The 26,461-nt window shown below is 69.8% G+C and carries 18 protein-coding genes; 10 read left to right on the plus strand and 8 right to left on the minus strand.

Annotated elements, in window-relative coordinates; genetic code table 11:
• The first annotated feature begins 7 nt into the window (after positions 1–7).
• Positions 8–844, plus strand: coding sequence for a hypothetical protein (locus tag VAB18032_RS04500; RefSeq protein ID WP_013731599.1), 837 nt, complete (start codon positions 8–10; stop codon positions 842–844).
• 55 nt (positions 845–899) lie between these two features.
• Here VAB18032_RS04500 and VAB18032_RS04505 read toward each other — a convergent pair whose 3' ends face one another.
• The 4 genes from VAB18032_RS04505 to xseA form a co-directional block, all read right to left on the minus strand.
• Complete coding sequence (locus VAB18032_RS04505; protein ID WP_013731600.1) at positions 900–1,112, minus strand: exodeoxyribonuclease VII small subunit; 213 nt, start codon at positions 1,110–1,112, stop codon at positions 900–902.
• Positions 1,113–1,177: 65 nt separating this feature from the next.
• Positions 1,178–2,440, minus strand: coding sequence for a glycosyltransferase 87 family protein (locus VAB18032_RS04510; protein WP_148272200.1), 1,263 nt, complete (start codon positions 2,438–2,440; stop codon positions 1,178–1,180).
• 41 nt (positions 2,441–2,481) lie between these two features.
• Positions 2,482–3,561 (minus strand): phosphatase PAP2 family protein, encoded by a 1,080-nt coding sequence (locus VAB18032_RS04515; RefSeq protein ID WP_013731602.1) that lies wholly within the window; start codon positions 3,559–3,561, stop codon positions 2,482–2,484.
• A gap of 98 nt (positions 3,562–3,659) precedes the next feature.
• Positions 3,660–4,883: an exodeoxyribonuclease VII large subunit gene (gene xseA / locus VAB18032_RS04520; RefSeq protein ID WP_013731603.1), complete on the minus strand. Its 1,224-nt coding sequence runs from the start codon at positions 4,881–4,883 to the stop codon at positions 3,660–3,662.
• Positions 4,884–5,033: 150 nt separating this feature from the next.
• Between xseA and VAB18032_RS04525 the strand changes: the two genes are divergently transcribed.
• Both VAB18032_RS04525 and VAB18032_RS04530 read left to right on the plus strand, forming a co-directional pair.
• The gene (locus VAB18032_RS04525) at positions 5,034–6,014 is read left to right on the plus strand and encodes a 4-hydroxy-3-methylbut-2-enyl diphosphate reductase (RefSeq protein ID WP_043719700.1); all 981 of its coding nucleotides are present in this window, start codon (positions 5,034–5,036) and stop codon (positions 6,012–6,014) included.
• A 56-nt stretch (positions 6,015–6,070) separates the two neighbouring features.
• Complete coding sequence (locus tag VAB18032_RS04530) at positions 6,071–6,511, plus strand: hypothetical protein (RefSeq protein WP_013731605.1); 441 nt, start codon at positions 6,071–6,073, stop codon at positions 6,509–6,511.
• A 226-nt stretch (positions 6,512–6,737) separates the two neighbouring features.
• On the opposite strand, the gene VAB18032_RS04535 is transcribed toward VAB18032_RS04530, so the two are convergent.
• From VAB18032_RS04535 to VAB18032_RS04545, 3 genes are all read right to left on the minus strand, one after another.
• Entirely contained in the window at positions 6,738–10,004 is a 3,267-nt protein-coding gene (locus VAB18032_RS04535; RefSeq protein ID WP_013731607.1) for a S8 family serine peptidase, read from the minus strand.
• A 162-nt stretch (positions 10,005–10,166) separates the two neighbouring features.
• Entirely contained in the window at positions 10,167–11,339 is a 1,173-nt protein-coding gene (locus VAB18032_RS04540) for a DNA recombination protein RmuC (RefSeq protein WP_013731608.1), read from the minus strand.
• Positions 11,340–11,462: 123 nt separating this feature from the next.
• Positions 11,463–14,201, minus strand: coding sequence for a sugar-binding protein (locus VAB18032_RS04545; RefSeq protein WP_043719704.1), 2,739 nt, complete (start codon positions 14,199–14,201; stop codon positions 11,463–11,465).
• 521 nt (positions 14,202–14,722) lie between these two features.
• On the opposite strand from VAB18032_RS04545, the gene VAB18032_RS04550 reads away from it, so the two are divergent.
• The 7 genes from VAB18032_RS04550 to VAB18032_RS04580 all read left to right on the plus strand — a co-directional run bounded on the left by VAB18032_RS04550 (position 14,723) and on the right by VAB18032_RS04580 (position 23,462).
• The gene (locus tag VAB18032_RS04550) at positions 14,723–15,871 is read left to right on the plus strand and encodes an ROK family transcriptional regulator (protein ID WP_013731610.1); all 1,149 of its coding nucleotides are present in this window, start codon (positions 14,723–14,725) and stop codon (positions 15,869–15,871) included.
• 286 nt (positions 15,872–16,157) lie between these two features.
• Positions 16,158–17,213 (plus strand): extracellular solute-binding protein, encoded by a 1,056-nt coding sequence (locus VAB18032_RS04555; RefSeq protein ID WP_043719717.1) that lies wholly within the window; start codon positions 16,158–16,160, stop codon positions 17,211–17,213.
• A 61-nt stretch (positions 17,214–17,274) separates the two neighbouring features.
• Positions 17,275–18,348 (plus strand): ABC transporter ATP-binding protein, encoded by a 1,074-nt coding sequence (locus tag VAB18032_RS04560; RefSeq protein WP_013731612.1) that lies wholly within the window; start codon positions 17,275–17,277, stop codon positions 18,346–18,348.
• Complete coding sequence (locus VAB18032_RS04565; protein WP_013731613.1) at positions 18,345–20,093, plus strand: ABC transporter permease; 1,749 nt, start codon at positions 18,345–18,347, stop codon at positions 20,091–20,093. Before VAB18032_RS04560 ends, VAB18032_RS04565 begins: the two co-directional genes overlap by 4 nt.
• Positions 20,081–20,956 carry a creatininase family protein gene (locus VAB18032_RS04570; RefSeq protein ID WP_013731614.1) on the plus strand — a complete coding sequence of 292 codons (876 nt, stop codon included), beginning with the start codon at positions 20,081–20,083 and terminating at the stop codon, positions 20,954–20,956. The genes VAB18032_RS04565 and VAB18032_RS04570 overlap by 13 nt, the downstream gene beginning before the upstream one ends.
• A 47-nt stretch (positions 20,957–21,003) precedes the next feature.
• Complete coding sequence (locus VAB18032_RS04575) at positions 21,004–22,464, plus strand: argininosuccinate lyase (RefSeq protein ID WP_013731615.1); 1,461 nt, start codon at positions 21,004–21,006, stop codon at positions 22,462–22,464.
• Positions 22,465–22,562: 98 nt separating this feature from the next.
• Positions 22,563–23,462, plus strand: coding sequence for an ROK family protein (locus VAB18032_RS04580; RefSeq protein WP_013731616.1), 900 nt, complete (start codon positions 22,563–22,565; stop codon positions 23,460–23,462).
• 72 nt (positions 23,463–23,534) lie between these two features.
• Here VAB18032_RS04580 and ppc read toward each other — a convergent pair whose 3' ends face one another.
• Complete coding sequence (ppc, locus tag VAB18032_RS04585; protein ID WP_043722974.1) at positions 23,535–26,321, minus strand: phosphoenolpyruvate carboxylase; 2,787 nt, start codon at positions 26,319–26,321, stop codon at positions 23,535–23,537.
• Positions 26,322–26,461 lie beyond the last annotated feature (140 nt).

Here is a 26,461-nt window from a genome sequence, read left to right on the forward strand (position 1 = left end):
GACACCGATGACCGTACGACGACTGAGCGCCGGCCTGATGGCCGCCGCGTTGCTTACGCCCGGAGTCGCCGCCTGCACCGGCGACAGCACGGCCGGGCCCACCGGTACGCCGTCCGCCACCGCCAGCGCCACCGCGAGCGGTGCGGCAGGTGACGCCGAAGCCAAGCAGGCGTTGCTGGACTCGACCCGGGAGATCAGCAACGGCAACTTCCGGTTCCGGATGTCCGGTGTCGGCTCCACCGCCGAGGGGCAGGTGCACCAGCCGAGCCAGAGCGCCCAGATGCGGGTGAACATCGGCGAACCGACCGACGACCTCGCGATGACCCTCGACCTCATTCACGCCAAGCCGGACAGCTGGGTCAAGCTGGATCTTCAGGGCGCGGCCGCGTCCAGCGTCCCGGGGCGGGACAAGCTCAGCCTCGGCAAGTACCAGCACCTCGACCAGACCCGCATCCAGGGCAACCGCAACCTCGGCTTCGACTTCGAGAAGGTCGACCCGGCCGGCAGCGCGGTGCTCACCCAGGCCGTCACCGAGGTACGCCGTACCGGCGACGGGGCGTACGCCGGCACCATCGACCTGTCGAAGGCCGCCGAGGCCGGATCGCTCGACCAGAGCATGATCACGGCACTCGGCGCGCAGGCGAACTCGGTGCCGTTCACCGCCACCACCGACGCGCAGGGCCGGCTCACCGAGTTGATCCTCCAGGTTCCCGGCACGGGTGAAACGGCGGCCCAGGAGATCCGGGTGACGTACAGCGACTACGGCAACGCGACCGCCGCGCAGAAGCCTCCGGCCGACCAGGTCGTCGAGGCCCCGCCGGAGCTGTACAACCTGTTCAGCTGAGCCAGATCGCGCGGCGGGGGTCAGGTGCCCCCGCCGCGTCGTGCGTGTGCGGCGTTCAGCCGGTGGGGTCCTGCCGGGTGGCGTCGATGCGGGCGCGGGCCCCGTCGAGCCAACGCTGGCAGATAACCGCGAGTTCCTCACCCCGCTCCCAGAGCGCCAGCGACTCCTCCAGCGAGGTGCCGCCGGCCTCCAGCCGTTCCACCACCGACGCGAGTTCGGCGCGGGCCTGTTCGTAGTTGAGCGGTACGTCCTTCGTCTGCTCGCTCATCGGAGCATCTCCTTGACCGTGGCCGACACCGTCGGCTTCCTGACCCGCGGTGCCTCTGTCGGTGATCACCGAGAGAGCGTCTGGGAGCCTACGGGGCGCTGACCGGGAACGGCGCCCGACTCGTCCGTCGGATTCGTTTCCCCGCCGGGCTGCGCGTCGTCGCCGCGCTCGCGCCCGATGAACGGCACGAGGCACGCGATCGTCACGGCCAGGACAAGCCGGGCGTTACCCCACACCACGCCGCCCGGCAGCCCGGCGCCGATCGAGGTCACCGGAGCGATCATCACGATCGCCACCAGCACGGCCCACGCCCGACGCTTCCAGACCGCGACACTGATCGGCAGGACGGCGGCCAGCACCAGCCAGACCTGGTGATGGGTCCAGGAGACCGGAGAGAAGACCAGACCTGCGGCGCCGACGATCAGCGTCGCGGCCAGCAGGTTCTCCCGCCGGGACAGTCGGGTGGCCCGCACCAGGGCGATCACGACGATGACGCCGCCGAGCAGGAGGACGGTGCCGGAGCGGATCGAGTCGGGCAGGTCCAGCCGGAGCAGCGCTCCGTTGAGTGACTGGTTCCCGCCGGTGGCGATGTTGCCGACCCGCTCGATGTCCAGCAGTTCCTTCGTCCAGTAGCGCACCGACTCGTCGAACAGAGCCAGCCAGCCGAGCAGGGTGGCGACCACGAACGTGCCGAGCGCCTTCACGGCGGCCGCCCGTTGTCCGGCCAGCCAGAGGTACGGGATGAAGATCAGTGGTGTCAGCTTCAGCGCGGCGGCGAGCCCGGTGGCCACCCCCCGGTACCGCTCGGGAACCACCTTCAACGCGTCGACCAGCACGAACAGGACCAGGAAGATGCTGATCTGCCCGAATCGCAGGTTGCTGCTGACGGGCGCGGAGAGGAAGAGGAGCAGGGCGACAGCCGGCACGGCCACGTTCTTGCGGAGCCCCCAGGTGCGGGCGGCGGCGCCTGCTGTGATCTTTGCGATGGCCACCACCGCGGCAACCGTGAGGATCGTCCACCCGACCATCACCGCCGTGGTGTTCAGGTGGCCGAGCGGCAGGAAGAGGAGCCCGGCAAGCGGCGGGTAGGTGAAGGGGGCACCGGTGCCGGCTGCGGCGAAATCGTAGAGGCTGTCGCCCGCCAGCCAGGTCCTGACACCGCCGATGTAGACCTGCAGGTCGCTGAGCCGGTCCGCCCAGGGCCGGCTCAGGCCCGCCCACGCCTGTGCGGCCGCCGCGACGAAGACCGCCACCCACATCAGCGGCACGAGAATTCGACCGAAGCCCGTGGCCGGCCCGCCGGAGAGCTTGGCCATCCTGTCGAGCACAGCAACTCCCTTCGGAGGGTGGGGCCTGGGCGCGGGGCGGGTCAGGAGGCGGCGGACTGTTTCGGCTCGCTGTGCTCTCTCTGGTCGGCGGCGGCGTCACCGTCGTCCGGCGTGGGTGTGGGGGTCGCGGCGCGTTGCCGCAGCCGTCGCCGTCGCCACCACCGCTCGCCGAAGCTGACGATCGCGAAGGTGCCCAGCACGTACGCCCAGCCGATCAGCACGTCGATGACGTAGTGCTCGCCCGAGTAGACGAGGGTGAACGTCATCGCCAGGGGATAGAGCAGCAGGATGGCGACGTAGCGCTTCCGGATGCGCCCGACGAAGAAGAGCACCACGAACAGGGCGAACGCGGTGTGCAGCGAAGGGATGGCCGCCACCGGGTTCGAGGCGAGCTGGCCCAGCCGGATCAGACTGAACGCGCCGTGCATGCCGAACTCGGCCCCGCCGCGCAGGCTGAGGCGCTCCACCGGCTCCAGGTATCCGTGGACCGCCGCCCACCACGGGGGCGCGGCCGGATACAGGAAGTACGTGATCAAGCCGGCCAGGCTGAGCACGAACCACCGCCGCATGAACGCCGCCCACCGAGGCCGTGCGGTGAGCCAGAGCGCGATGGCGACACCGAGCGCGACCACGAAGTGCGAGAAGTACACGTACGAGACGAGCACCTCCCACCACTGGACCCGACTCGGGTCGTACAGCTCCTGCTGCAGCCAGACCGTCGGGACCTTGCCGTCGGTCAGCCACCCGAACATCCGCAGGTCAGCGTTGATGAGCTCGGTGACGTGCGGCTCCCGGATGTTGTCCGCGAAACCACGGGAGAGGTTGTAGACGGTGAGCAGGGCGATCACCGGCAGCCAGTCCCGCGCGAAGGCCAGGTGCGACCGTACGGGCTGGTCGATGCGCCAGGCCACCGCGAGCGCCCACAACCAGAGGAAGGCGTACCCCGGATCGGTCGGCAGGCCGAACGCGAGACAGGCGGCCACCAGCAGGACCGCCCATGCCGCGACCGCACGACTGCGGGTGAGGGTGATCCGTCGACCCGGGCGGCGAGGTTGCGCACCGTGCCCCGTCGAGGTATCCGCTGCCTCCGCCTCCGTGGTGTCGTACGGCTGGTTGGTCATGGGGACGAAGCTTAACTACCTCGCGCGGTGTGCTCGGTCATGGGCCGTTCGCGTCGGGACCCGAGGTCGGGCTGCGCAGCCGGCGTCGCGGGCCGCGGTCAGGAGCCGGTCACCGTCACGGCGAGGTCACCGTCGGCGAGGCGTACGCGCAGGGCGTCGCCCTTCGCCACCTCGTCGGCCGCGCGTACGACGTGACCGTCGGCGCGCTGCACGATGGCGTACCCGCGGTCGAGGGTGGCGGCGGGGGAGAGCGCCCGCAGCCGGGCCAGGGTGTGCCGCAGGTCGTCGTCGGCGGCGGCGAGTCGGTGGCGCAGGTTGCGTTCGGCGCGCTGACGCAGGGCGGCCAGATCGGCGGCCCGCTGCTCGACCATCACCTGTGGGCGGGCCAGCACCGGCCGGGACCGGAGCGCGTCGATGCGGTGGGTCTCCCGGTCGACGAGGTTGTGTACCGCTCGGTGCAGCCGGTGGCGGGCCTGATTGATCAGCCGGATCTCCTCGGCCAGGTCGGGCACCACCCGCTTGGCGGCGTCGGTGGGCGTCGAGGCGCGTATGTCTGCCACGTAGTCGACAAGCGGCGCGTCCGTCTCGTGGCCGATCGCGCTGACCACCGGCGTACGGCAGGCGAACACGGCCCGGCACAACGCTTCGTCGGAGAAGGGCAGCAGGTCCTCGATGCCGCCGCCGCCCCGAGCCAGGATGATCACGTCGACGCTCGGGTCGCTGTCCAGCACCTTGAGCGCGTCGATGATCTGCGGTACGGCGCCGGGGCCCTGCACGGCAACGTTCACGGTGCGGAACTCCACCGCCGGCCAGCGGCGGCGGGCGTTGGTGAGCACGTCCCGCTCGGCGGCGCTGGCCCGGCCGGTGATCAGCCCGACGCGCTGCGGCAGGAACGGGGGGCGACGCTTGCGGGCCCGGTCGAACAACCCCTCGGCGGCGAGCAGCTTCTTGAGCTTCTCCAGCCGGGCCAGCAGCTCGCCCAGGCCCACCTGCCGGATCTCGTCGGCCCGCAGGCTCAGGGTGCCTCGGGCGGCGTAGAACTCCGGCTTGGCGTGCACCACGATCCGGGCGCCCTCCCGCAGCTCGGGTGCGCCGGAGTCGAGCACGTCGCGGTCGGTCGTGACGGTGAGGCTCAACTCGGCCGACGGGTCACGCAGAGTCAGGAAGACCGTGCTGGCACCGGGCCGCCGGCTGATCTGCGCCACCTGCCCGTCGACCCACACCCAACCCAGCCGGGCGACCCAGGCGGCGATCTTCTGGCTCACCACCCGCACCGGCCACGGCTCTTCCGAACTGCTCACCGCCACCCCACCGTCCCCCACCCCCTCACCCTAGTTCCCCACCCCTCACTCCCGCCCCACCCGTCTCGTTCGATCGTGAGGTCGGTGGCGGTTCGAAGATCGACAACCACCGCCAAACTCATGATCAACAGGTCGGGGGCGGGGGAGAGCAGGGACGCGTAGGATGGGTGGGTGACTGAGGCTGGGACCGGTAAGCGCGTGCTTTTGGCCAAGCCCCGCGGTTACTGCGCGGGCGTCGACCGGGCGGTGCAGACCGTCGAGGAGGCACTCAAGCTCTACGGTGCGCCGATCTACGTGCGTAAGCAGATCGTGCACAACAAGCACGTGGTGCGGACGCTGGAGGCCAAGGGCGCGATCTTCGTGGAGGAGAACGAGGAGGTGCCCGAGGGCGCCACCGTGATCTTCTCGGCCCACGGCGTGGCACCCGAGGTCTACGAGCAGGCGAAGGAGCGGTCGCTCAAGGCCATCGACGCGACCTGCCCGCTGGTGACCAAGGTGCACCAGGAGGCGAAGCGGTTCGCCGCCGAGGACTACGACATCCTGCTCATCGGTCACGAGGGCCACGAAGAGGTCATCGGCACCGCCGGCGAGGCCCCGGAGCACATCCAACTGGTGGACGGTCCGGAGGATGCCGACCGGATCACTGTGCGCGACCCGAACAAGGTCGTCTGGCTGTCGCAGACCACCCTGTCGGTGGACGAGACGATGGAGACCGTGGCCCGGCTCAAGAAGCGGCTGCCGATGCTCCAGTCGCCGCCCAGCGACGACATCTGCTACGCGACAAGCAACCGCCAGCACGTGGTCAAGGAGATCGCCGCCGAGTGTGACGTGGTGATCGTGGTCGGCTCGCGCAACTCGTCGAACTCCGTACGCCTGGTCGAGGTGGCCCTCGACGCGGGCGCCCGCGCCGGGCACCTGGTCGACTTCGCCCACGAGATCGACGACGCCTGGCTGGTCGGTGCGCAGACGGTGGGTCTGACCTCGGGAGCCAGCGTGCCCGACGAGTTGGTCCAGGAGGTGCTGACCCATCTCGCCGAGCGCGGCTACACCGACGTGGAGGAGGTGGTGACCGCCAACGAGCGACTCACCTTCTCGCTGCCACAGGAACTCAAGCGCGACATGAAGGCCGCCGCCGCGGCGGCCCGCAGCTGAGCGGACCGACCCGAGATGATGGAACGAATCACCCTGCTGCCGCGTCAGAGTCAGGCATGAGGACCCTTCGGATCGCCGCCGCGGCGCTGATCGTCTGCACCGCGCTCGTCGCCTGCGCCGGTCAGGACGCCGGGGACGGCTCCGCCGCCCCGACGGGAGCGCCATCCGTGACCGATCTGCCCACCCCGGACCCGACCGGCGCGGTGCCCCCGCCGGTCGACCCGGTGGACCCGACCGCCCCACTCACCAAGCCCGGCACGCGGCCGGGCGGCCCGCCGCAGCCGACGTCCACAAGCGAGATGACCCTGACCGGACGGGTCGAGTCCGGCGTCGAGCCAGGTTGCCTGCTGCTCGACGGCTATCTGCTGCTGGGCGGCCCGCGCGAGGTGCTCACCGCCGGCGCGTCGGTGACGGTCACCGGTCGACCCGCACCCGGCCTGATGACCACCTGCCAGCAGGGCACCCCGTTCCAGGTGGCGTCCGCCAAGCCCGCCTGAGGTAGCCGCCCGGCGACTGCCGGAGCCCGTGGTGGCCGGCGGCCCCCCCTGTCGTGATCGGGCGGCTGGTGGTGGCCGCGCTGCGCCAGATCGACGCGGCTCTCGCCCCGTACACAACGCTGCCGTCGTCCCGGAGCCGGGGAACGCGCCATGCCCGGGGGTGAACGGGCAGGGAGCCCGCCTCCGGTGGATCCGGAGGCGGGCTCCCTGGTGCGGTGGTGGTGCGTCAGTTCACCGCGCCGATGTTGACCGCGCCGCGGCCGACGACCGCGCCTTCGCTGGTCACCACGGCCAGCTCACCGGAGAGCGTCCGGCCCGCGGGCGGGGCGGACTGGGCGGTAACCGTACCCGTGAGGGTGCCGGTGGCGCCGTGCGCCAGGGTGAGGCTGCTGCTCGACGCCGTCAGGGTGCCGAGCGCCGGGGAGGAGTACGAGTCCCGGTAGTCGTACGCGGTGCTGCCGCCCGCGCCGTCGACCGAGTACGCCTCGACGACGACCGTGTAGGTGCCGGCCGCCGGGTTGTTGAGGGTGACGAACTCCTCCGAGTCGCCGTCGGCGTTGTACGCCACCAGGGCGCCGCCCCGGTAGACGAACAGGTCGAGGTCGGCGCTGGCGTTGGAGACGTTGCCGATGCGGGCGGTGAAGCTGGTGGCGCCCGCCGGAACCTCGACAGTGAACTCCTGCACGGCGAGCTCCACGATGGTCGGGCGCTCGGTGTGCGTGCTGGACAGCGAACCGCCCTGACCGGTGACCGTGACCGGGCCGAAGGTGTTCTTCAGCGACCAGGTCACCGGGGTCGGGGTACCGGTGGTGACCGACGGCAGTTCGACCACGGCCGGCTCGACCGCGACGCCCTGCACCCGCGCCTGGATCTGGAACGGGTTGTTCAGCGACGGCGAGGTACGACGGGACTCCACCTCGATCTCCCAGATGCCGGGCATCGGGTTGGCGTAGTCACGCTCGAACGGGTTGCAGACGACCGTGCTGACGTGGTTGGTGAAGCACGCCAGACTGGAGGTGCTCTCCACCGGAACGCCGTACGGGTTGATCGCGATGAAGCGGGTCTGCGACGCGGTGGCGATGCCGGAGAGGTTCACCTGCAACGCACCGGCACCCGGCGGCACCGTCACGAAGTACGACGTGGTGTGGTTGCGGTCCACCGAGCCCTGCGCCGAGTAGGCGAAGTTGGGCTTCGCGACGTCGTTCGAGGCCACCACGACGGCGGAGAACTCGAAGTCGATCGTGTTGGTGGCCTTGTCGTCCACGGTGACGATGGTGCTGTGCGCACCGGCCGTCTTCGGCTTGGCGGTGACCGTGATGGTGACGGTCTGGTTCAGCGGCAGGGTGACGTCCTTCGGCGCGGAGAAGGTGCCGTTGTTGCCACGCAGGCCGATGGAGTGCTTGATGTTGCCGGCCGGACCGCTGGTCCGGGTCAGCTTCACCTGGTACGACTTCGACTGGTTGATCTTGTGACCACCGTTGGCGGAGTCGCAGCGGTTGTAGATGCCGGTGCCCTGGTTCGGGGTGGCCAGCTGGCCGGACAGCGGGGTGCAGACCGGCGCGTCAGCGGTGTACGAGCGGGTCTGGACGCCCTTGCGGAGCAGCTTCCAGGCACCCGGCACGTCGAACATGCCGTAGCCCTGACCGTAGGTGGGGGTGTCGGCGATCGGCTTGGCCGAGGTGTAGATCGCCCGACGCAGCGCCTCGGGCGTGACACCCAGGTGGTTCGCCTTGGCGGCCGAGAGCAGCAGCGCGGCGGCGCCGGCGGCCTGCGGGGAGGCCATCGACGTACCGTTGAACATGCTGTAGCCCGGCGGCAGCGCGTAGCCGGCCTCGGCGACCGGGCCGCCGGCCTGCCAGACCGGGGTGGTGGAGATGGCCGAACCCGGCGCGGCGATGTTCGGCTTGGCGCCGCCGTCCTCACGCGGGCCGCGCGAGGAGAAGTTGAACAGCGCGTTCTTCTTCTTGACCACCGAGCCGTAGTTGGCCAGCCAGGTGTCCTTGCTGACGCTCGCGGCCACGCTCACCACGTTGCTCGACGCCGACGGGTCGCCGATGGTGTTCACGCCCGGGCCGGAGTTGCCGGCCGAGATGAACATCTGCACCCCGTACGTGGTGATCAGGTTGTTGTAGAGGGTGGCGCGGGCGTTGTTGCCGTCGTTGAGCGCCGGCAGACCACCGATCGACATGTTGATGACGTCGACCCCACGGTTGATCACCAGATCGGCCATGCCGGTGGTGAGTGCGGCGTAGGTGCAGCCGCCGCCCCAGGAGCAGGCACGGGAGGAAACGATCTTGGCACCGGGGGCGGCACCGTTGAACGCGCTGTTGCCCATCATGCTGTTGGCGGCGGTGATGCCGGCCACGTGGGTGCCGTGCGCGCTCTCGATGATGCCGATGTTGACGTAGTCGACCAGGCCCGGGCCACCGGCCGGCGTGGTGTCGACGTTCTTGCGGTACTCGACCACGAACGACATGCGCTCCTTGACCGGAGTCGCCGGGTCGTCGGTGCCGAAGTAGCCGACGTCGAACTTCTCCTTGTACGGCCGCATCAGGGCCTCGTCGGTGAAGTCGCCGTCCTGGTCGGTGTCGACCCAGATGTTGTTGGTCACCGGGTCGTACAGGACGCCCCACTGGTCGGTGCGGTCGCCGTCGCGGTTGACGTCACCGGCCGGCTCGCTGTTGTTCGTGATCGACTCACTGAACAGGTTGAACCGGTAGGTGCCCGCCGGTGCGGTCCAGGTGCGTCCGGCGAGAGTGAACGACGGGCCGGTCACCTGGTTGAGCATCGGACGCCAGCTGGCGTCCTCGAGCGGGTCGGTGGCGGTGACCCAGTCGACGATCTTCCGCTCGCCGGTGGTGGTCTGCTGGAGCGCGGGGTGCTCCAGGTCCACACCGGAGTCCATGATGCCGATGGTGACGCCCCGGCCGTCCCACTTCTTGTTGGACTTGACGAACTTGACCGCGCCGGTCTCGCCGGTCGGCATGTAGGGGTTGTCGGCGGGGGTGTTGGCACCCGGGCCGCTGAGGGTGCTGCCCTGCTTGTCGCCCTTCTTGCCGCCCTGGACGACCTCCGGCTTGGGGTCGGGCAGCTGGATCTTCTCGTCCAGGTCGACGGCGGCGACGCCGGGCAGGGTGGCGGCCTTGACGGCCTTGCTGGTCGGCACCTTGGCCAGCACGTAACCGATGGTGTCGTAGCGCTCGGTGACCGCAGCGCCCAGATCCTTGAGGTCGTCGGCGACGTCCTTCGCCTTGCCCTTGTCGGTGGCGACGATCATCGTGACGGTCGGGGCCTTCTTGGCCTCCGCCTCGGCGAGCAACTTGGCGTCGTGCTCGCCCAGGGCCTCGGCGGGGGTGACCTGGGCCGGGTCGGTTCCGGCAGGAGCGGCGCTCGCGGTGGCGGTACCGCCCACCACGGACACGGCACCAGCCGCCATGACCGAGGCGAAGAGCGCGGCGGAGGTACGCCGGCTCAGGTTTCGGGGTCTACTCACGTTCTCTTTCCTCCAGAGAACTCAGGCGCCCTCAGATGCAGGGCACGCGTGAGCGAAATCCTTCGCGGTGTCGACCGTCAATGTCACTACCGACAGGTACGTTGTGACCATCTCGTGATAAGTGAGACGCGCAATGTCACATCGAAGGTGGTAAAGGCCCGATTAGGTTGACCGACTTCGACCATCCGAGATGGATTCCTCGACCAGCAACTCAGGTGCCTGGGGCTGGCGGGGGGCCAGCTCCACCTGCGCCGGCGTCGCCAGCTCCTGATCAGACACGCCCAGCTCAGCCAGCTTGCGGGCGCTTACCAACACCCGCGCCTCCAGCGACCCCACCGCCCGGTTGTACGCGGTCACCGCGCCGCCGAGCGAGGCACCGAGCTTGCCGACATGATCGCCGAGCGTGGAAAGACGACCGTACAGTTCACGGGCCAGGGAATGCACCGCCACGGCGTTGCGGGCCAGCTGCTCCTGCCGCCACGACCAGGCCACGGTGCGCAGCATTGCGATCAAAGTGGCCGGGGTGGCCAGCACCACGTTGCGGGCGAATGCGTGCTCCAGAAGTGTGGGATCACGCTGCAAAGCCACGTCGAGGAACGGATCGGCCGGCACGAACAGCACCACGAACTCCGGCGTCGACTCGAATGCCGTCCAGTACGACTTCGCCGCCAGCGCGTCCACATGGGCCCGCAGGTGCTTGGCGTGGTTGTCCAGCTGGGTGTCGCGGCTGCGCTCGTCCCGGGCCTCCATCGCGGTCAGGTACGCGTCGAACGGCGCCTTGGCGTCCACCACGACCGTACGGCCGCCGTGCAGGCGGACCACCAGGTCGGGGCGTACGGTCTGCTGGTCGGTGGCGGCGGTGACCTGCTCGGAGAAGTCGCAGTGTTCCAGCATGCCGGCCGCCTCGACGATGCGGCGCAACTGGTGCTCGCCCCACCGGCCGCGTACCTGCGGTGCCCGCAGCGCCGCGACCAGCTGTTTGGTCTCGGTGCGTAGCTCGCCGGAGACGCTGCTCATCGCCCTGACCTGCTCGCGCAGTTCGGCGTACGCGTCGATGCGGTCACGTTCCAGTTCGGCCACCCGCTGCTCGTATCGGCGCAGCGTGTCGTGCAGCGGGGCCACAGCCCGGGCGACCGCCTCCTGGGACTGGGCGGTCGCCTCGTAGCTCAGCGCCCGCATCGACTGTTCCAGCCGCCCTTCGCCCTCCCGGGTGGCGCGCAGGGTGGCGTCCAGCCGGGCGATCTCGGTGGCCGCGCGAGTCCGGGCCGCGAACCAGCCCACCGCGCCGCCCGCGCCGAGGCAGACGACCACCACCGCCAGGGTCGCAAGCTCCATCCCCGGAGCTTGCCAAAGATGAGCGGGCGGTGCCGCGTTGGGGCCGGAAATGCCGATGGGCCGGGCACAAGGCCCGGCCCATCGCCGGTCACCGCATCAGGTCGACGCGGTGACCGGGTTCGGTCACTTCAGCGTGTGAGCGAGACCGAGGGTGGCACCGTCGCGCTCGTACGAGACGAGCAGCGAGGAGCCGGCCGGCAGGGCGCCGTTGAGCGGCAGGACCAGGGTGCGGTCCTTGTTCAGCGAGACCTCGGTCTGCGCCACGACCCGCTCGCCGTCCCAGATGAAGACCCGGGCGACGCCGGACTTCTTCACCTTCAACTCCACCGAGACCTTCGAGGAGGACTTGGTGACCTTCTTGATCTTGAGGATCTTCTCGTCAAGAGCCGCGTAGCCACCCGGTGCCACCCCGTCCGAGGCGGACTGGAGGATGGTCTGCGGAGACTTGACGCTCTGCGCCGCGGTGTCGGGCATGATCGGAGCCTTCGGCGCCGCCGGCCGCGCCGGCAGGCCCGGCAGGGTGGCGACACCCCAGCGCCACGGGTCGGCCCGTACGCCGCTCCAGGTCGACCAGCCGATCCGGGTCTGCGTGGACAGGTCCTGCGTGTCCGAGTCGTTGACCAGGATGTTCATGCCCATGTTGGTCGGGTCGATGGTGTCCGGCAGCACGCTGAACGGAACCTTGACCTCGATCTGGTACCCGGTGCCGGTGAGAACCGACGCGACCTCGAGACCCGGTGCGGTCTCCGGGCCACCCTGGTGGTTGTCCCGCTCCCGGGCGAAGCACGGCGGGTTGCCGTTGGCCGGGTCATCGGTGGCCGGGAAGAGCGCCACGTTGAACACCGTGGAGGTGTTCGCCGAGTTGCCCCGCGGGTCGATTCCGAACTCGACGGCGTCGGCACGACGCGGACGCTTGCAGTCCTCCGGCAGGAGGAACCGGCCGAGCACGTCATCGGTGATGTTGAAGATGGCGTACAGGGCGTCGTCGGTGTGGGTGAGCTGGGCGGTGCCGGAGATGTCCGCCGCCGTGGTGGCGGTACCCTCCCAGCGCGTCGAGATGTCGATCACCTCGCCGGTGTACTCGTGGGAGTGGCCGTGGCCGTCGACGGCCGGCGCGGTGGTGGCCTTCGGGATCACCGTGGTCGGCACCAGGTTGAAGGCACCCGGCTCGGTGGCGCTGCCACCGTTGTAGCTGGTCTCGATCTCCAGCCGGTACGCACCGTTGTCCGGCGCCCGGTTGGCGGTCGGCAGCGTGGCGTCGGTGTTGGTCACCGTGAAGGTCACCGAGCTGCGGGCACCGGGCTGGAGCCCGCTGTACGGCAGCTGCTGCGGGTTCGCCGAGAACCCGGCCGGCAGGTTCAGCCGGACGGTGCCGGACTGGACGGTGTCGCTGTGGTTGGTCAGGTCCACTCGGACGCTACGGCTCTTACCGCTCGGGATGTTGAGCAGCGACTCGATGAGGGCATCGAGCTGCTTGACCTTCTTCTGCTCGGTCCACGCCCGGAAGTCCGCGATCTCCTCCAGCGGCTCGAGGGTGCCCCGAACCGGAGCGGTCGCCTGCACCCGCGCACTGCTGGTGCCGCTGCCGTCCTTGCTGCTGGTCATCGTGGCTTCGATCTTGAAGCGGGTGCCCACCGGAAGCTGCGCGGGCGGGGTGACCGTGAAGCTCTTCACGACCGCCTTGCCCTTCTTGAGCGTGCCGACGTTGCCGTTGCCGCTGACCCGCCAGCCGGCCGGAACCTGGAGCGAGACGTTGGCACCCTTGATGTCCTGGGTGGCGTAGAGGACGGTGTCGACCTTGATGGACTTGCCGGCGAGCACCTCCCACTTCTGCGGACGCACGTGGATCTCGGTGCCGAGCGGCAGACCGCCCGGAGCACGGAGCGTGGCGCCCTGGAGCGCACCGGTGCCGGCCCCCACGTTCGGGTCCGGGTACGGAGTGCGGGTGTCGATCAGGGTCAGCCGGTTGCAGCCGATGTTGTCGGGGTTGGTCGTCGGGAAGGCGCTGTTGCCCCAGCCCTGCGACACGTACTCCCGGCGGGCCCAGGTCGTGACCGTGTTCCACCGGTTGCCGTCGTGACGCGCCGACTCGTAACCCTGCCAGGTGCCGAAGATGACGTTGCTGGCCTCAGCCGGGGTGAAGCTGGTCTCGCAGGAGGGACCCATGTTGCCGGAACCGCTGCCACCGGTCTGGAAGATCCGGGAGACCCGCCAGGGCTCGAGGCCCTCCTTGGTGATCTGCTCCGGGAACTTCTTCGGGTCGGCCGCGGCGTAGAAGGCGTCGACGGCCAGCATCGCGGCTTCCTGGTGGTTACCGTGGTTGCCCTGGGTGGCCGAGGGGTTCATCGTGAGGATGACCTCGGGCTTGGTGGTCCGCAGCACCCGCACGATGCGGGACAGCGTCTCGTCGTAACCCCAGACCTCGGCGGTCAGGGGAGCGCTGGCGGTGTACCAGAAGTCGAGGGCGTCGAGGTTGTAGATGTGTTCGATGCCGGCGTAGCCGACCGCCCTGCGCTCCTCGGCCTCCCGGAGGATGCCGAGCTCCGGGCCCTCCTCGAAGCCGGTGGCGTTGCCGCCACCCTCGCCACGAGTGGTGGTGATGACGCCGGCCTTCATGCCGTGATACTCGTTCCAGTATCCCAGCATGCCGAGCTGACCGGCCTCGTCGTCGGGGTGCGCGCCGATGAACATGATGTCCAGGTCGATCGGCTTGTCGGACTTCTTGTCCGGACCCTTCGGCTGGGCCTTGGGGGGTGACGGGTGCTTGGGCGACGAGCCCTTGCCGTGAGCCTGAACCGGTGCGGCCAGGCCCAGCGAGAGCAGACCGCACATGGCGATTGTCGCCGGGGTGCGCCATCTCATGGGCATACCTCTTCGTATGGGAGCGCTTGCTGCGTCTGGGACGGATGCAGGCCCGGCCGAGGCCCCCTGACACCTGGCTCGTGCCGGCCCTGACGACGGACAGCTGTCCACTGGAGACCAGGGCGGTCTCCACGAGTGATGGTTGCTAGACGGTTCGTTCGTGCACGCGCACCGTCACGGCGTGAGCGGTGCGGACGGTGGTGGGGGTAGGTCCACCGTGAAGGCCTTCGGGCCGTAACGCTAGGAATCTTGGACTCGCGTAGTCAATAGGCCCAAGCGACTTTCTTACTTCTTCGAAAAAACGATCGTCCTGTTCAGGGCCGGTGGGTGGCCACCACATCGGACACCACTAGCCCCGTTTGTGGTGATTTAAGGCGATCAACTTCTCCGCTGCCGCCCGATCTGTGCGCTAAGGCGCGGTCGCTGGCCGATGATTTTCTGTCGATGCATCGTTTGCGCAGGTCGGAGCTGAGATCATCTCGTTACTTGACGGCCCACTTTTTTCTCAGTAGGAAGAAACTGTGTCTGACAGAGCATCGACCAGCCCGGTCAGCCGTGAGCGGTCCCGCGAGATCAAGCGTCTCTCGGTGATCCTGGCCGCCCGGCAGGCGCGGCTGTTGTCCCGAGTGGATCTGGCCGAGATGACAGGCCTTCCGGCGGCCACGGTGACCGCACTCGTGCGGGAACTCATCGCCGAGGGCTACCTCATCGAGCGCGGGCCGGGCGCACCCACCACCGGGCGACCGCGCGAGATGCTCAAGTTCAACCCGCGTGCCGAGCTCGTCGCGGCAGTCTCGCTCGAACCGCCCCGGATCAGCTGCGAGATCGCCGACAGCGAGGGCGCGATCATCGCGCACCGCACCGCCCGGTTCGGCGGCGACGTGGTGGAGACCGTCTGCACGTTCGTCCTGGACCTGGTCGGCGACAACCTGCCGTCACTGCGCGGCGTGGCGATCGCGGTGCCGGGCGTCTCCACCAACGGCGCGGTACGCCTCGCGCCGTCGGTCGGGCTGGTCGAGGCGTGGCCGATCGGCGAGTCGGTTCAGCAGCGACTCGGCGTACCGGTCGTCGTCGACAACGACGTCAACCTGATGGCCGCCGGCGAGTGCGTGGCCGGTGCCGGTGCCGACGTCGCCAACCTGCTGCTGATCCACGTCGCCGACGGCATCGGCGCCGGGCTCGTGCTCGACGGCAAGGTCCGGCGCGGAGCCAGCGGAGCGGCGGGCGAGGTGGGCTTCATGCCGCTGGACGCCGCGCCGGCGCGCAGCTACAGCGGTGTCGGCGAGTTCGAGGCCCGCTGGTCGGTGAACGCGATCACGGAGCGGCTGGTCGCGCTGCACCCGGGCCGCCGACCCGAGTCGCCGGTACGCGAGCTGATTCAACTCGCCGCCACGTCGAAGCCGGCCCGCGAGTATCTCGACGAGGTCCTCGACGCCTGGGCACGGCTCATCCTCTCCTGTGTCTGCGTGATCGACCCGGGGATGGTGCTGCTCAGCGGTGCCGCCGCCGAACTCGACGACGCCGCGCTCGAACAGATCCAGAGCCTTCTCGCCGCCAAGACCCCCGCACCCACCGAGGTGCGTCGAGCCACCCTCGGGGACCAGGCCGTACTGCACGGAGCGATCAGCTACGCGCTCTCGGCCGCGGTCCCGCTGCCCTCACTGCCCTGACCACAGCCGCGTAACCCGACCCCGCACCCCTGCAACCACCACCACCTGTCCCCTGCCCCCGAAGAACCGCCACCCCCGCACACCCCGATCCCACGGCCACCTCCGCCGCACCCTCGCGACCCCGTACGCGTCGGCGCGGCCGGCCACGACGTGGCCCGCTCCGTCGGCCTCGATCTTTGATCCGTGCCGCAACCGGCGGCCCACACACTCCGGCATGCCCCGGAGTCCGATTTGCAGCTATCTATCGGAAATCTCCAATAGATCCCCCCGTCAAGTGGAGGTACCAATGAGACGTCGTCCTTTGGCCATTGCCATCGCGATCGGCGCAATGCTGGCTGTCACCGCAGGCTGCGGCGGCAGTGACGACGCGGACACCGGCTCGTCCGGCACACCGACGGCCGAGAAGTTCGTCATCTACAGCGCCCGTGACAAGTCGGTCACCGACTACGTCGTCGAGCAGTTCACGACCAAGAACCCCGAGTACAAGGGCAAGGTCGAGGTGCTCAACATGGGCGCCCAGGAGGTCCTGGAGCGGGTCCGGGCCGAGAAGGCCAACCCGCAGGCGTCCGTCTGGTGGGGCGGCACCCAGCAGGGTCTTGCCGCCGGCGCCTCGGAGGACCTGCTGGAGTCGTGGCAGCCCTCGTTCGCGGCCAAGATGGACGCGCGCTACAAGGACGAGCAGGGCCGTTGGTTCGGCGAGATCCTGCTGCCCGAGATCATCATGTACAACAACAAGGCGCTGACCCCGCAGACCGCGCCGCAGGACTGGGACGACCTGATCGACCCGAAGTGGAAAGACAAGATCATCATCCGGGACGTGGCTGCCTCCGGCACCATGCGCTCGATCTACTCGTCGATGATCCAGCGGCTCTCGCCGGACGGCTCCAACCCGCAGCCGGGCTACGAGTGGCTGCTCAAGCTCGACGCCAACACCGTCGAGTACGCCGCCAACCCGGCCGACCTCTACCTGAAGATGTCGCGTGAGCAGGGCGTGGTGAGCGCCTGGAACCTGCAGGACGTGCTGCTGCAGGCCAACGAGGGCATGCCGTTCGACTACATCATGCCGGCCTCCGGCGCTCCGGTGCTCGTCGACGGTGTCGCGGCGGTCAAGGGTGGCAACACCGCCGCCGCGCAGAAGTTCCTGGAGTTCCTCTTCGACGACTCGCTGCGCGCCACGCTCGCCAAGGACTACTTCCAGATCCCCGCGGTGGAGATCGGCGAGAAGCCGGAGTGGCTGGCCAACCTCAACCTCAAGCCGATGGACGTCGACTGGGACGTGATCGGCAAGAACGAGACGGCGTGGATCACCCACTGGAACGCCGAGATCAAGGACAAGGGCTGAGTTGACTGGGGTCCGGGTCGTGCCTCGGCACGACCCGGCTCCGTCCTGGAAGGACCCAGAAATGATCGATGTCCGGCTGACTGCCGTCAGTAAGCGCTTCGACAAGTCGAGCGATGCCGCGGCGGTCGACGAGGTCACCGTCACCATCGGCGCCGGCGAGTTCTTCACTCTGCTCGGACCCAGTGGTTGCGGCAAGACGACGACCCTTCGGATGGTGGCAGGCTTCTACTTCCCGACCTCCGGGCAGATCCACTTCGGCGACGACGATGTGACGCACTGGTCGCCGAACAAGCGGGACACCGGCATGGTGTTCCAGAACTACGCGCTCTTTCCGCACATGACGGTGGCGCAGAATGTCGCGTACGGCCTCCGGGTCCGCCGGGTCTCCCGCACCGAGCGGGACCGCCGGGTCTCCGAGGCGCTCGCCCAGGTCCACCTCTCCGGGTACGGGGCCCGACGCATCGACGCCCTCTCCGGTGGTCAGCAGCAGCGGGTGGCCCTGGCCCGAGCCCTGGTCATCCGGCCCCGCACCCTGCTGCTCGACGAGCCGCTGTCCAACCTGGACGCCAAGCTGCGCGAGGAGACCCGCACCGAGATCCGGCGCATCCAGCGGGAGAGCGGCAACACCGCCATCTACGTGACGCACGACCAGGCCGAGGCGATGGCCATGTCGGACCGGATCGCCGTCATGCAGTCCGGCAAGGTTCAGCAGGTCGGCTCCCCGCAGGAGATCTACTACCGGCCCACCAACGCGTTCGTGGCCCGCTTCATCGGGCGCAGTAATGTCCTCAGCCTGCCGGTGGTCGGCGCGGGCGAGAACCGGGTCGAGGTGCGCCTGTCCAGCGGCGCGACAATCGAGGTCGGCGCTGCCACCGGACACGGTCTCACCGAGGGCGACACCGCGCTGGTGTCGGCCCGTCCCGAGCACATCACCCTCGCCGGTGGCGACGAGGAGTCCGCCCTGCGCGGCCGGGTCACCCACGTCGAGTTCACCGGAATGGCGACAAACCTCACCGTCGACTGCGACGGTACCGAGGTGATGGCCGCCGTCATCGACGCACCGGCGACCATCAACGTCGGCGACCTGGTGGGCCTGCGGCTCGTACGCGAACGTCTCTGGGTGGTCAAGCCGTGACCGCTCTGCCCGAAACCGCCCCACCCCGGATGGCCGCGCTGCGCCGACGTCTGGCCGGCGGCACCAACTCACAGTGGTTCCCGTACCTGCTCGTGCTGCCGCTGGTCCTGGTGCTCTACGGCTACGTCGTGCACCCGATGTTCGCCACCTTCTCGGAGAGCGTCAGCGAGAACGGCACCCGCAACTACCTGCAGTTCTTCACCTCCTCCGGGGTCGCCCGCGAGTCACTGTTCACCTCGCTGTTCATCTCCGCGGCGAGCGTGCTGCTCTGCGGCATCGTCGGCGTGACGATGGCGTTCCTGCTCAAGCGGTTCAGCTTCCGGGGCCGTCGGCTCATCGAGGCGATCATCCTGGTGCCGGCCGCCCTGCCGCCGCTGATCGGCGCCGTGTCGTTCCAGTTGCTCTACAGCAACATCGGCATCGTGCCCCGAGGGTTGCAGGCACTCTTCGGCACCGAACGGCCGATCATGGCCTTCGACGGGATCGCCGGGGTCCTGGTGGTGCACACGTTCACCATGTACCCCTTCTTCTACCTGGCCGCCGCCGCGGCGCTCGCCGGGATGGACCCGTCGGTCGAGGAGGCGGCGTACAACCTCGGCGCCGGCCGGGTACGGGTCTGGCGCACCGTCCTGCTGCCGATGCTCACCCCGGCGATGGTCTCGGCGTCGCTGCTGGTCTTCATGACCTCGCTGGCGTCGTACACCGCGCCACTGCTGTTCAACGTCAGCCAGACCATGACGATGCAGATCTACATCAACCGCACCAACGGCGACCTGCCGATGGCCTCGGCGTACGCCTCCGTGCTGGGCATCGTCTCCATCATCTTCCTGCTGGCGATGCGGTGGTACGAGGGTCGGCGCAGCTACCAGTCGCAGTCGAAGGGCATCTCGGCGAACCGTCGGGAGCTGACCAACCCGATCGGCAGGTGGCTGGCCCCGGTCGCCTCGGTGCTGGCCACCATGGTGCTGCTCGCCCCGGTCGCCACGATCGCGCTCGTCGCCTTCTCCGAGAACCGGACCTGGACGACCCAGGTGCTGCCGGAGACGTACACCCTGGACAACTTCGTCACCATCTTCTCCGACCCGAAGGCGTTCGAGCCGATCCTCAACTCGCTGCAGATGAGCCTGCTCGCGGCCGTCGGTTGTGTGGTGATCGGTGTGCTCGTCGCGTACGCGGTGCGGCGTTTGAAGTTCATCGGCCGGGGGCTGCTCGACGTGGCAGTCATGATCGCCTGGGCGCTGCCGGGCACTGTCGTCGCGATCAACCTGATCTCGGCCTTCAGCACCGGCAACGCGTTCAGCTTCGGCCAGGTGCTGATCGGCACCTTCTGGATCCTGCCGCTTGCCTACTTCGTGCGGTTCCTGCCGATCGTCTTCCGGTCCAGCTCCGCGGCGCTGGCGCTGATCGACCCGTCGCTGGAGGAGGCCGCCCGTAACCTCGGCGCCTCCTGGCTGCGGGCCTTCTACACCATCACCGTACGGCTGATGCTGCCCGGCGTGCTGGCCGGCGCGTTGCTGGCCTTCGTGCACGGTGTCGGCGAGTTCGTCGCCTCGGTGCTGATCTACACCTCCTCGACGGTGCCGATCTCGGTGGCGATCAACAACCGGATGTACTCGTTCGAACTCGGCACCGCCGCGGCCTACGGCATGCTCCAGGTGGCGCTGATCTTCGTGGTGATGTGGTTCTCGGGCCGACTGGAGAGCAGCCGCACCGCGACCCGGAGGGCCGAGCAGTGGACGAACTGATCGAACGCTGGAAGGCCGAGGGAGGACTGCTCCCGATCACCCGGGTGCCCGGCCACGCACTGGCCGCCGTGGCCGAGTCGGCCGACCTGGCGGTGCTGCCGGTCGGTGCCGTCGAGTGGCACGGTCCACACCTGCCGCTCGGCACCGACCTGCTGCTCGCCGAGGGGTTCGCCGGGGAACTGGCCACCGGCACGGCCCGCGCCGTGCTCTTTCCGGCCGCACCGTACGCCGCCTGCCCCGGTCAGACCCGGCCCTGGCCGGGGACGGTGGCGCTGCGACCCGAGATCGCCGTGGGCTACCTCAGTGACGTGCTCACCGGCATCGTCGAGGCGGGCTTCCCCCGGCTGCTCGTGGTCAACGGGCACGACGCCAACCTCTCCACGGTCCGTGCCGCGATGGAATGGGTGTCCGGCCGGCACCTGGCGAGCCTGCTGCTTGTCAACTGGTTCCAGCTGGTCGGCCCGGACGAGACGGGCGAGATCTTCGGCGCCCTGCCGGCCCGGGGACACGGCGGGGCGTACGAGAGTTCGGCAGTGCTCGCCTTCGACCCCGAGGCGGTGCACCTGTCCGCCACCCCGGACCTGCCGCCGAAACCGAAGCTGCCCACCCCGTACCCGTACGTGCTCATCGAGTCGCGGCCCGACCCCTGGCAGGGCTGGTCGGGTCATGTCTCGCTGGCCAGCGAGGCGGCCGGGCAACAGATCCGCCACCTGGCCGGCGCGCGGCTGCGGGAGGTGATCGAGGCGTGGCTGGCAGCACCGTTACCCAGCCCGCCAGGGACGGACCAGCCCGGCTGGTCCGGCCGGCCGACCTGGTCCGACCGACCTGACGGGAGCGGTAGGTCGGACCAGGCGGTCGGGTGACCCACTCGTCGGCTGCGCAGGACAACGGACCACATTGGGAGGCCACGATGACCCCGTCACTGACCACGTACCAACAGCACCATCTGCGCGTCGTGTTCGAGCATCACGCCGCAAACCTGTACCCGGCCATGGTCAAGGCCAGCCAGGCCCACGTCGTCATGCTCGCCGAGCAGGGGCTGATCCCCGCCGAATCCGCCGCAATGATGCTGCGTGGCCTGCTCGTCCTTGCCCAGGACCGACCTGAGGACCTCGACTACGACGGCAGCGTCGAGGACGTCTACTACACACTGGAGAAGCGTCTCGCCGCCGCCTGCGGGGTCGAGCCCTCCCAGCTCAGCGTGCAACTCGCCCGCAGCCGGAACGACCTCGACGCCGGGGTCTTCCGGATGGTGCTGCGCGACCAACTGCTCGCAGTGCTCGACGCGGTCCTGGCGACCGGTCGGACCGTGCTGGACCGGGCCGATCGGCACGCCGACGTGGTGGTCACCGGCTACACCCACCGACGTCCGGCCCAGCCGACAAGCATCGGGCACGTCTTCGCCGGCTACGCCGAGGCGCTGGCCGGTGAGGGCGTCGCCTACGCCGACCTGCTCGACGAGATGAACCGTTCGCCCCTGGGCTCCTGCGCGTTCGCCGGCACCGACCTGGACATCTCGCCCCGCAGGTTGGCGGACCTGCTCGGCTTCGAGCGGCTCATCGTCAACTCCTACGAGGCGGTGGCCGGTGCCGATCACCTGGTGCGGGTCGCCACCCTCAACGCGCAGTCACTGGCCACCGGGGCCCGGCTGGCCCGTACCCTGATGGACTGGCTGACCTGGGGCTGGGTGGTCACCCCCGGCTCGTTCACCCAGGGCAGCAGCATCATGCCGCAGAAGCGCAACCCGGTCGTCCTGGAACACCTGGTGTCGATGGCCGGCGCTGCCGCGGGCGACGCCGCCAGCGTGCTCAACAACGTCGGTGCCGCCTGGTGGGAGGACTCCAACAACGCCACCACCGACGTGCAGGCCCGGCTCTGGGACAGCGACGACCGGGCGTACCGGTTCTTCTCCCTGCTCGGCGGGCTGATCGCGGAGCTGGATCCGCTGCGTCCGCCGACCAGCGAGGAGATCGTCGCCTCCGGTGCCACCACGACCGCCGCCGCCGACGCGCTGGCCCGCCACGGCGTACCGTTCCGGGGCGCCCACTCGCTGCTCGGCCGGCTGGTACGGGCCGGCGCGCCCGCCACCTGGACCGTCGAGGACGTCCGTACCGCGGCGGTCGACCTCGGCATCGCCGACCAGCTCGACGAGGTCGCGATCAGTGACCTGCTGGCCGCCGCCGTCCGCCCCGAATTCGTGCTCCGCCGTGCCCAGGCCGACGGCCCGGGCGAGATCGCAGTTCGGGAGCAGGTGGCGCAGCTGCGGTCGATAATGGACGATGTGGCAGCGCGGGCGGATGCCCTGCGGGAACGGCTGCACCGTGCCGACGCGGCTCTGGCCGAGGCGGTCGCGGCGAGGGTGAGCCCGTGACCGGGCAGCAGACCCAGCATCGTGTGACAGCGGCAGTTGTGTCACCGCGACCACAGAACCACCCGGACCGACGGCCCGAAGGGCGATTTGACATCACCATGGAACAACCGGCAAACCCGCGACTGCTCGGGATCGACTTCGGCGGCACGAAGATGGCGATCGGCGTGGGTGACGTCGATGGTCGGCTGCTCGTCTCCGAGCGCCTGCCGACAAACGCCGAGCAGGGCGCGCAGCAGGCTCTGACCCGGGCGCTCGACCGGGCGCGGGAACTCGCCGACAGTACGGGCGGCACGATCGTGGCCGCCGGCATCGCTTCTCCCGGGGTGGTCCACGACCACTCCATCGAACTGGCCCCGAACGTCCCCGGATGGGAGCAGTTGCGCCTCGCCGAGGAGGTCCGCGCCCACCTCGGAGTGGCCTCCGTACGGGTGGCGAACGATCTCAACGCGGCCGCGTACGCCGAGCTGCGCCTCGGCGCGTTGCGGGGCGTCGATCCGGGCCTGGTGATCGGGCTCGGCACCGGCGTGGCCGCAGCGGTGACGATCGGCGGCGAGGTGATCGCCGGACACCACGGTGCGGCCGGCGAGATCGCCTACGGTCTGACCGACCACAGCTGGCCCGCCGGTCTGGAGCCGATGCTGGAGGCGACCTTCTCCGGTCGGGCCCTGGACGAGTTGGCACAGCGCCTCGGACTGACCGGGCAGGCCGCCGCGCTCTGCGCCGCCGCGGCCCAACCTGGCCGGTTCCGGGACGAGCTGCGGCTGCGCGTCGACGAGCTGGCCCGCCACCTCGTCACCTGCTGTCTGCTGCTCGACCCGCACCGGATCGTGCTGGTCGGCAGCGTCGCCGGCAACGAGGTGGTCCGGGAGTTGCTCATCGAGCGGCTCACCCACGCGCTGCCGTACCGGCCGGAGATCGTCCTGTCGGCGTTCGCGCAGGACGCCGCCCTGCTCGGCTCGCTCGCCATGGCCATGGAGGCGCTACCGGCGGCCGTCTGAGAGCTCGTGAACGGCGAACCGGCCCAAGCTGTTGCTCGGGCCGGTTCGCTGTTTCGCTCGATGACGTCGGCGTCAGCCGGTGTTGCGCATGCCGGCGGCGATGCCGTTGACGGTGGTGAGCAGGGCGCGTTCCAGCGCCGTACCGTCGTTGGGGGCCCGCCGGCCGCCCGGTGCGGTGACCACCGCCCGACCGGCCGCACCGGAGTCGCGGTACTGCCGCAGCAGCGCGACCTGGAGGTGGTGCAGCGGCTCCAGGTAGGTGTCGCGCACCGCGAGGGTGCGTTGCAGCACGGGGGAGTTCTCCAGCAGGTCCGGTGAGTCGGTGACGGCCAGCACCTCGCGCCGGGTCAGCTCGTACTCCGCCTCGATCTTGTCGAAGATCGGGTGCAGCTTCTTCGGGACCAGGGTCTCCACGTACCGCCGGGCGATGCCGAGGTCGGTCTTGGTCAGCATCATCTCCACGTTCGACAGGAACGTGCGGAAGAAGTGCCAGTTGCGGTGCATCTCGGCCAGCACGTCGGCCAGCCCGGCCTCGCGTGCGGCGGCCAGGCCGGAGCCCACGCCGTACCAGCCGGGCACGATCTGCCGGGTCTGGGTCCAGCCGAACACCCACGGGATGGCCCGCAGACCGGACAGCCCGGCCCCGGTGTTCGGGCGCTTCGCCGGCCGGGAGCCGATGTTCAACGCGCCGAGCAACTCGGTGGGCGTGGACGCCCAGAAGTACGCCGGCAGATCCGGATCCTCCACGAGCGAGCGGTACGACCGGTATGCCGACTCGGAGACCACATCCATCGTGGCGTCCCAGCGCTCCAGCATCTCGGCGGGCTGCCGGGGCGCGGTGTGCAGCAGGGTGGCCTGGAGCACGGCGGCCACGGTCAGCTCCAGGTTCTCCCGGGCCAGTGCCGGCAGGGTGTACTTGTCGGAGATCACCTCGCCCTGCTCGGTCACCTTGATCGCGCCGTCGAGGGTGCCGTACGGCTGGGCCAGGATCGCGTCGTGGGTGGGGCCACCGCCACGACCCACCGTGCCGCCCCGGCCGTGGAACAGCCGCAGGTGCACACCGTGCCGGGCGGCCACGTCCCGCAGCGCCCGCTGCGCCCGGTGGATGGACCACTGGCTGGTGGTGATGCCGGCCTCCTTGTTGGAGTCGGAGTAACCCAGCATCACCTCCTGCACGTCGCCCCGGGCCGCCACCAGCGCCCGGTACGCGGGCAGCGACAGCAACTCGTCGAGCAGCTCACCACCGGCGTTCAGCTCGGCGGGGGTCTCCAGCAGCGGCACGATGCCGATGCGTGCCCGCCCGCTGTGCACGTCGACAAGGCCCGCCTCGCGGGCCAGCACCACGGCGGCGAGCACGTCATCGACCCCGAGGGTCATCGAGATGATGTACGACTCGATGACCTCGCTGCCGAACCGGTCCTGCGCCTCGCGAATGGTGCTGAACACGTCGAACGTCTTGCGGGCGGACTCGGACAGCGGAGTGTCCGCAGCCGACAGCGGTCGGCGGCCGGTCAGCTCGTCGGCGAGCAGCTTGGTGCGCTCCAGCCGGCTCAACGACGGGTAGTCGTCGACCTCGCCGACCGCCGCGTACAGCTGGGCCAGCACCTCGTGGTGCTTCTCGGCGTGCTCCCGCACGTCCATGGTCGCCAGGTGCAGGCCGAACGCGGAGACCGTACGGATGGTCGAGGCGAGCCGCCCGACGGCGGTCAGCTGACCGGAGTTGCGGGCCAGCGAGGCGCGCAGCAGCTCCAGGTCGGCGATCAGCTCGGCCGAGCCCCGGTAGTCCCGTCCCGGCACGTGCGGGGTGCCCTGGCGCAGCCGGGCGCGGGTGTTGGCCAGCTTGGCGCGTACGCACCGGGCCTTGAGCCGGTACGGCTCCTCGGCGTTGACCCGGCGGAACCGGGGGGCCACCTCGGGCAGCGCGTCCAGGTCGGCGGCGAGGCTGGCGGACAGGTCCAGCGACACCCCGCGCAGCCGGCGGGACACCGACACCTCGTTGATCAGTTCTTCCATCGCCGCCTCGGTGGCGGTCAGCCCGTGCTCGTGCTGGATGGCCAGCACCTCGCGGGTGACCGTCGGGGTGACGAACGGGTTGCCGTCGCGGTCGCCGCCGATCCAGGTGCCGAAGGTCAACGGTCGGGCCGTCGGTGAGGTCTCCACGCCGAGCGTGCGCAGCGTCTCGGCGAGGTCGTCGAGCACCTGCGGGGCGGCCTCGGCGTACAGGTCGCGCAGGTAGTAGATGGCGTTGCGGGCCTCGTCGGTCGGGTCGGGCCGATCCAGCCGCAGCTCGTCGGTCTGCCACATCAGGTCGAGCAGCTCGGCCAGCCGACGGTTCGCCGGGCCCTCGTCACTGGCACCGTAGAGGATCGCGTTCGCGGTCTCGGTGTCGAGCTCGTCGGCGATGGCGCGCAGCTTCGACAGGATCGACCGGCGGGCCGCCTCGGTCGGGTGCGCGGTGAAGACCGGCCGGATCGCCAACCGGCGGGCCACCGCGGCGATCTCTTCCGCCGGCACTCCCCGCTCGGAGATCATCTTGGCCGCCTGGTCCAGCCAGCCACCCTGCACGGCCCGACGTCGACGCAGGTCGCGGGCCCGATGCACCTGCTCGGTGATGTTGGCCAGGTGGAAGTAGGTGGAGAAGGCGCGAGCCAGCTTCGTGCCGGTGGTCACGTCCAACCCGCCGAGGCGGCGCGCGGCGGCCGGGGCGTCGGTACGGACCTGGGCGCGGATCTCCTCCACGAGGTCGAGCAGCGGCCGACCCTCCTGGCGCGCCAGGGTCTGCCCGAGCAGGGTGCCCAGCCTGCGGATGTCGGCGCGCAGGGCGGCGTCGGGGCCGTCGTGATCGTGCTGGTCGGTCACCATGCGCTCCTCACGGTAGTGCGAAGGACAGCGCTGTCCGACTTCCCCCGATCGTATCCGCGTCAGCCCGGCGGAAAGGAGGGGACCCTTGTTATCGCTTTCTGTATAGGAAGGGCCCCTTCTTAACGTCACGGGCTGTC

It is taken from the genome of Micromonospora maris AB-18-032 (assembly GCF_000204155.1).
Taxonomy (GTDB): Bacteria; Actinomycetota; Actinomycetes; order Mycobacteriales; family Micromonosporaceae; genus Micromonospora; species Micromonospora gifhornensis.

What these genes read in the sequence shown, in the direction of transcription:
- VAB18032_RS04580 (WP_013731616.1), top strand. Translation starts at nt 22,563, where the DNA reads ATGGAACAACCGGCAAACCCGCGACTGCTCGGGATCGACTTCGGCGGC.
- VAB18032_RS04575 (WP_013731615.1), top strand. Translation starts at nt 21,004, where the DNA reads ATGACCCCGTCACTGACCACGTACCAACAGCACCATCTGCGCGTCGTG.
- VAB18032_RS04560 (WP_013731612.1), top strand. Translation starts at nt 17,275, where the DNA reads ATGATCGATGTCCGGCTGACTGCCGTCAGTAAGCGCTTCGACAAGTCG.
- VAB18032_RS04545 (WP_043719704.1), bottom strand. Translation starts at nt 14,201, where the DNA reads ATGAGATGGCGCACCCCGGCGACAATCGCCATGTGCGGTCTGCTCTCG.
- VAB18032_RS04555 (WP_043719717.1), top strand. Translation starts at nt 16,158, where the DNA reads ATGAGACGTCGTCCTTTGGCCATTGCCATCGCGATCGGCGCAATGCTG.
- VAB18032_RS04540 (WP_013731608.1), bottom strand. Translation starts at nt 11,339, where the DNA reads ATGGAGCTTGCGACCCTGGCGGTGGTGGTCGTCTGCCTCGGCGCGGGC.
- VAB18032_RS04500 (WP_013731599.1), top strand. Translation starts at nt 8, where the DNA reads ATGACCGTACGACGACTGAGCGCCGGCCTGATGGCCGCCGCGTTGCTT.
- VAB18032_RS04505 (WP_013731600.1), bottom strand. Translation starts at nt 1,112, where the DNA reads ATGAGCGAGCAGACGAAGGACGTACCGCTCAACTACGAACAGGCCCGC.
- VAB18032_RS04515 (WP_013731602.1), bottom strand. Translation starts at nt 3,561, where the DNA reads ATGACCAACCAGCCGTACGACACCACGGAGGCGGAGGCAGCGGATACC.
- VAB18032_RS04530 (WP_013731605.1), top strand. Translation starts at nt 6,071, where the DNA reads ATGAGGACCCTTCGGATCGCCGCCGCGGCGCTGATCGTCTGCACCGCG.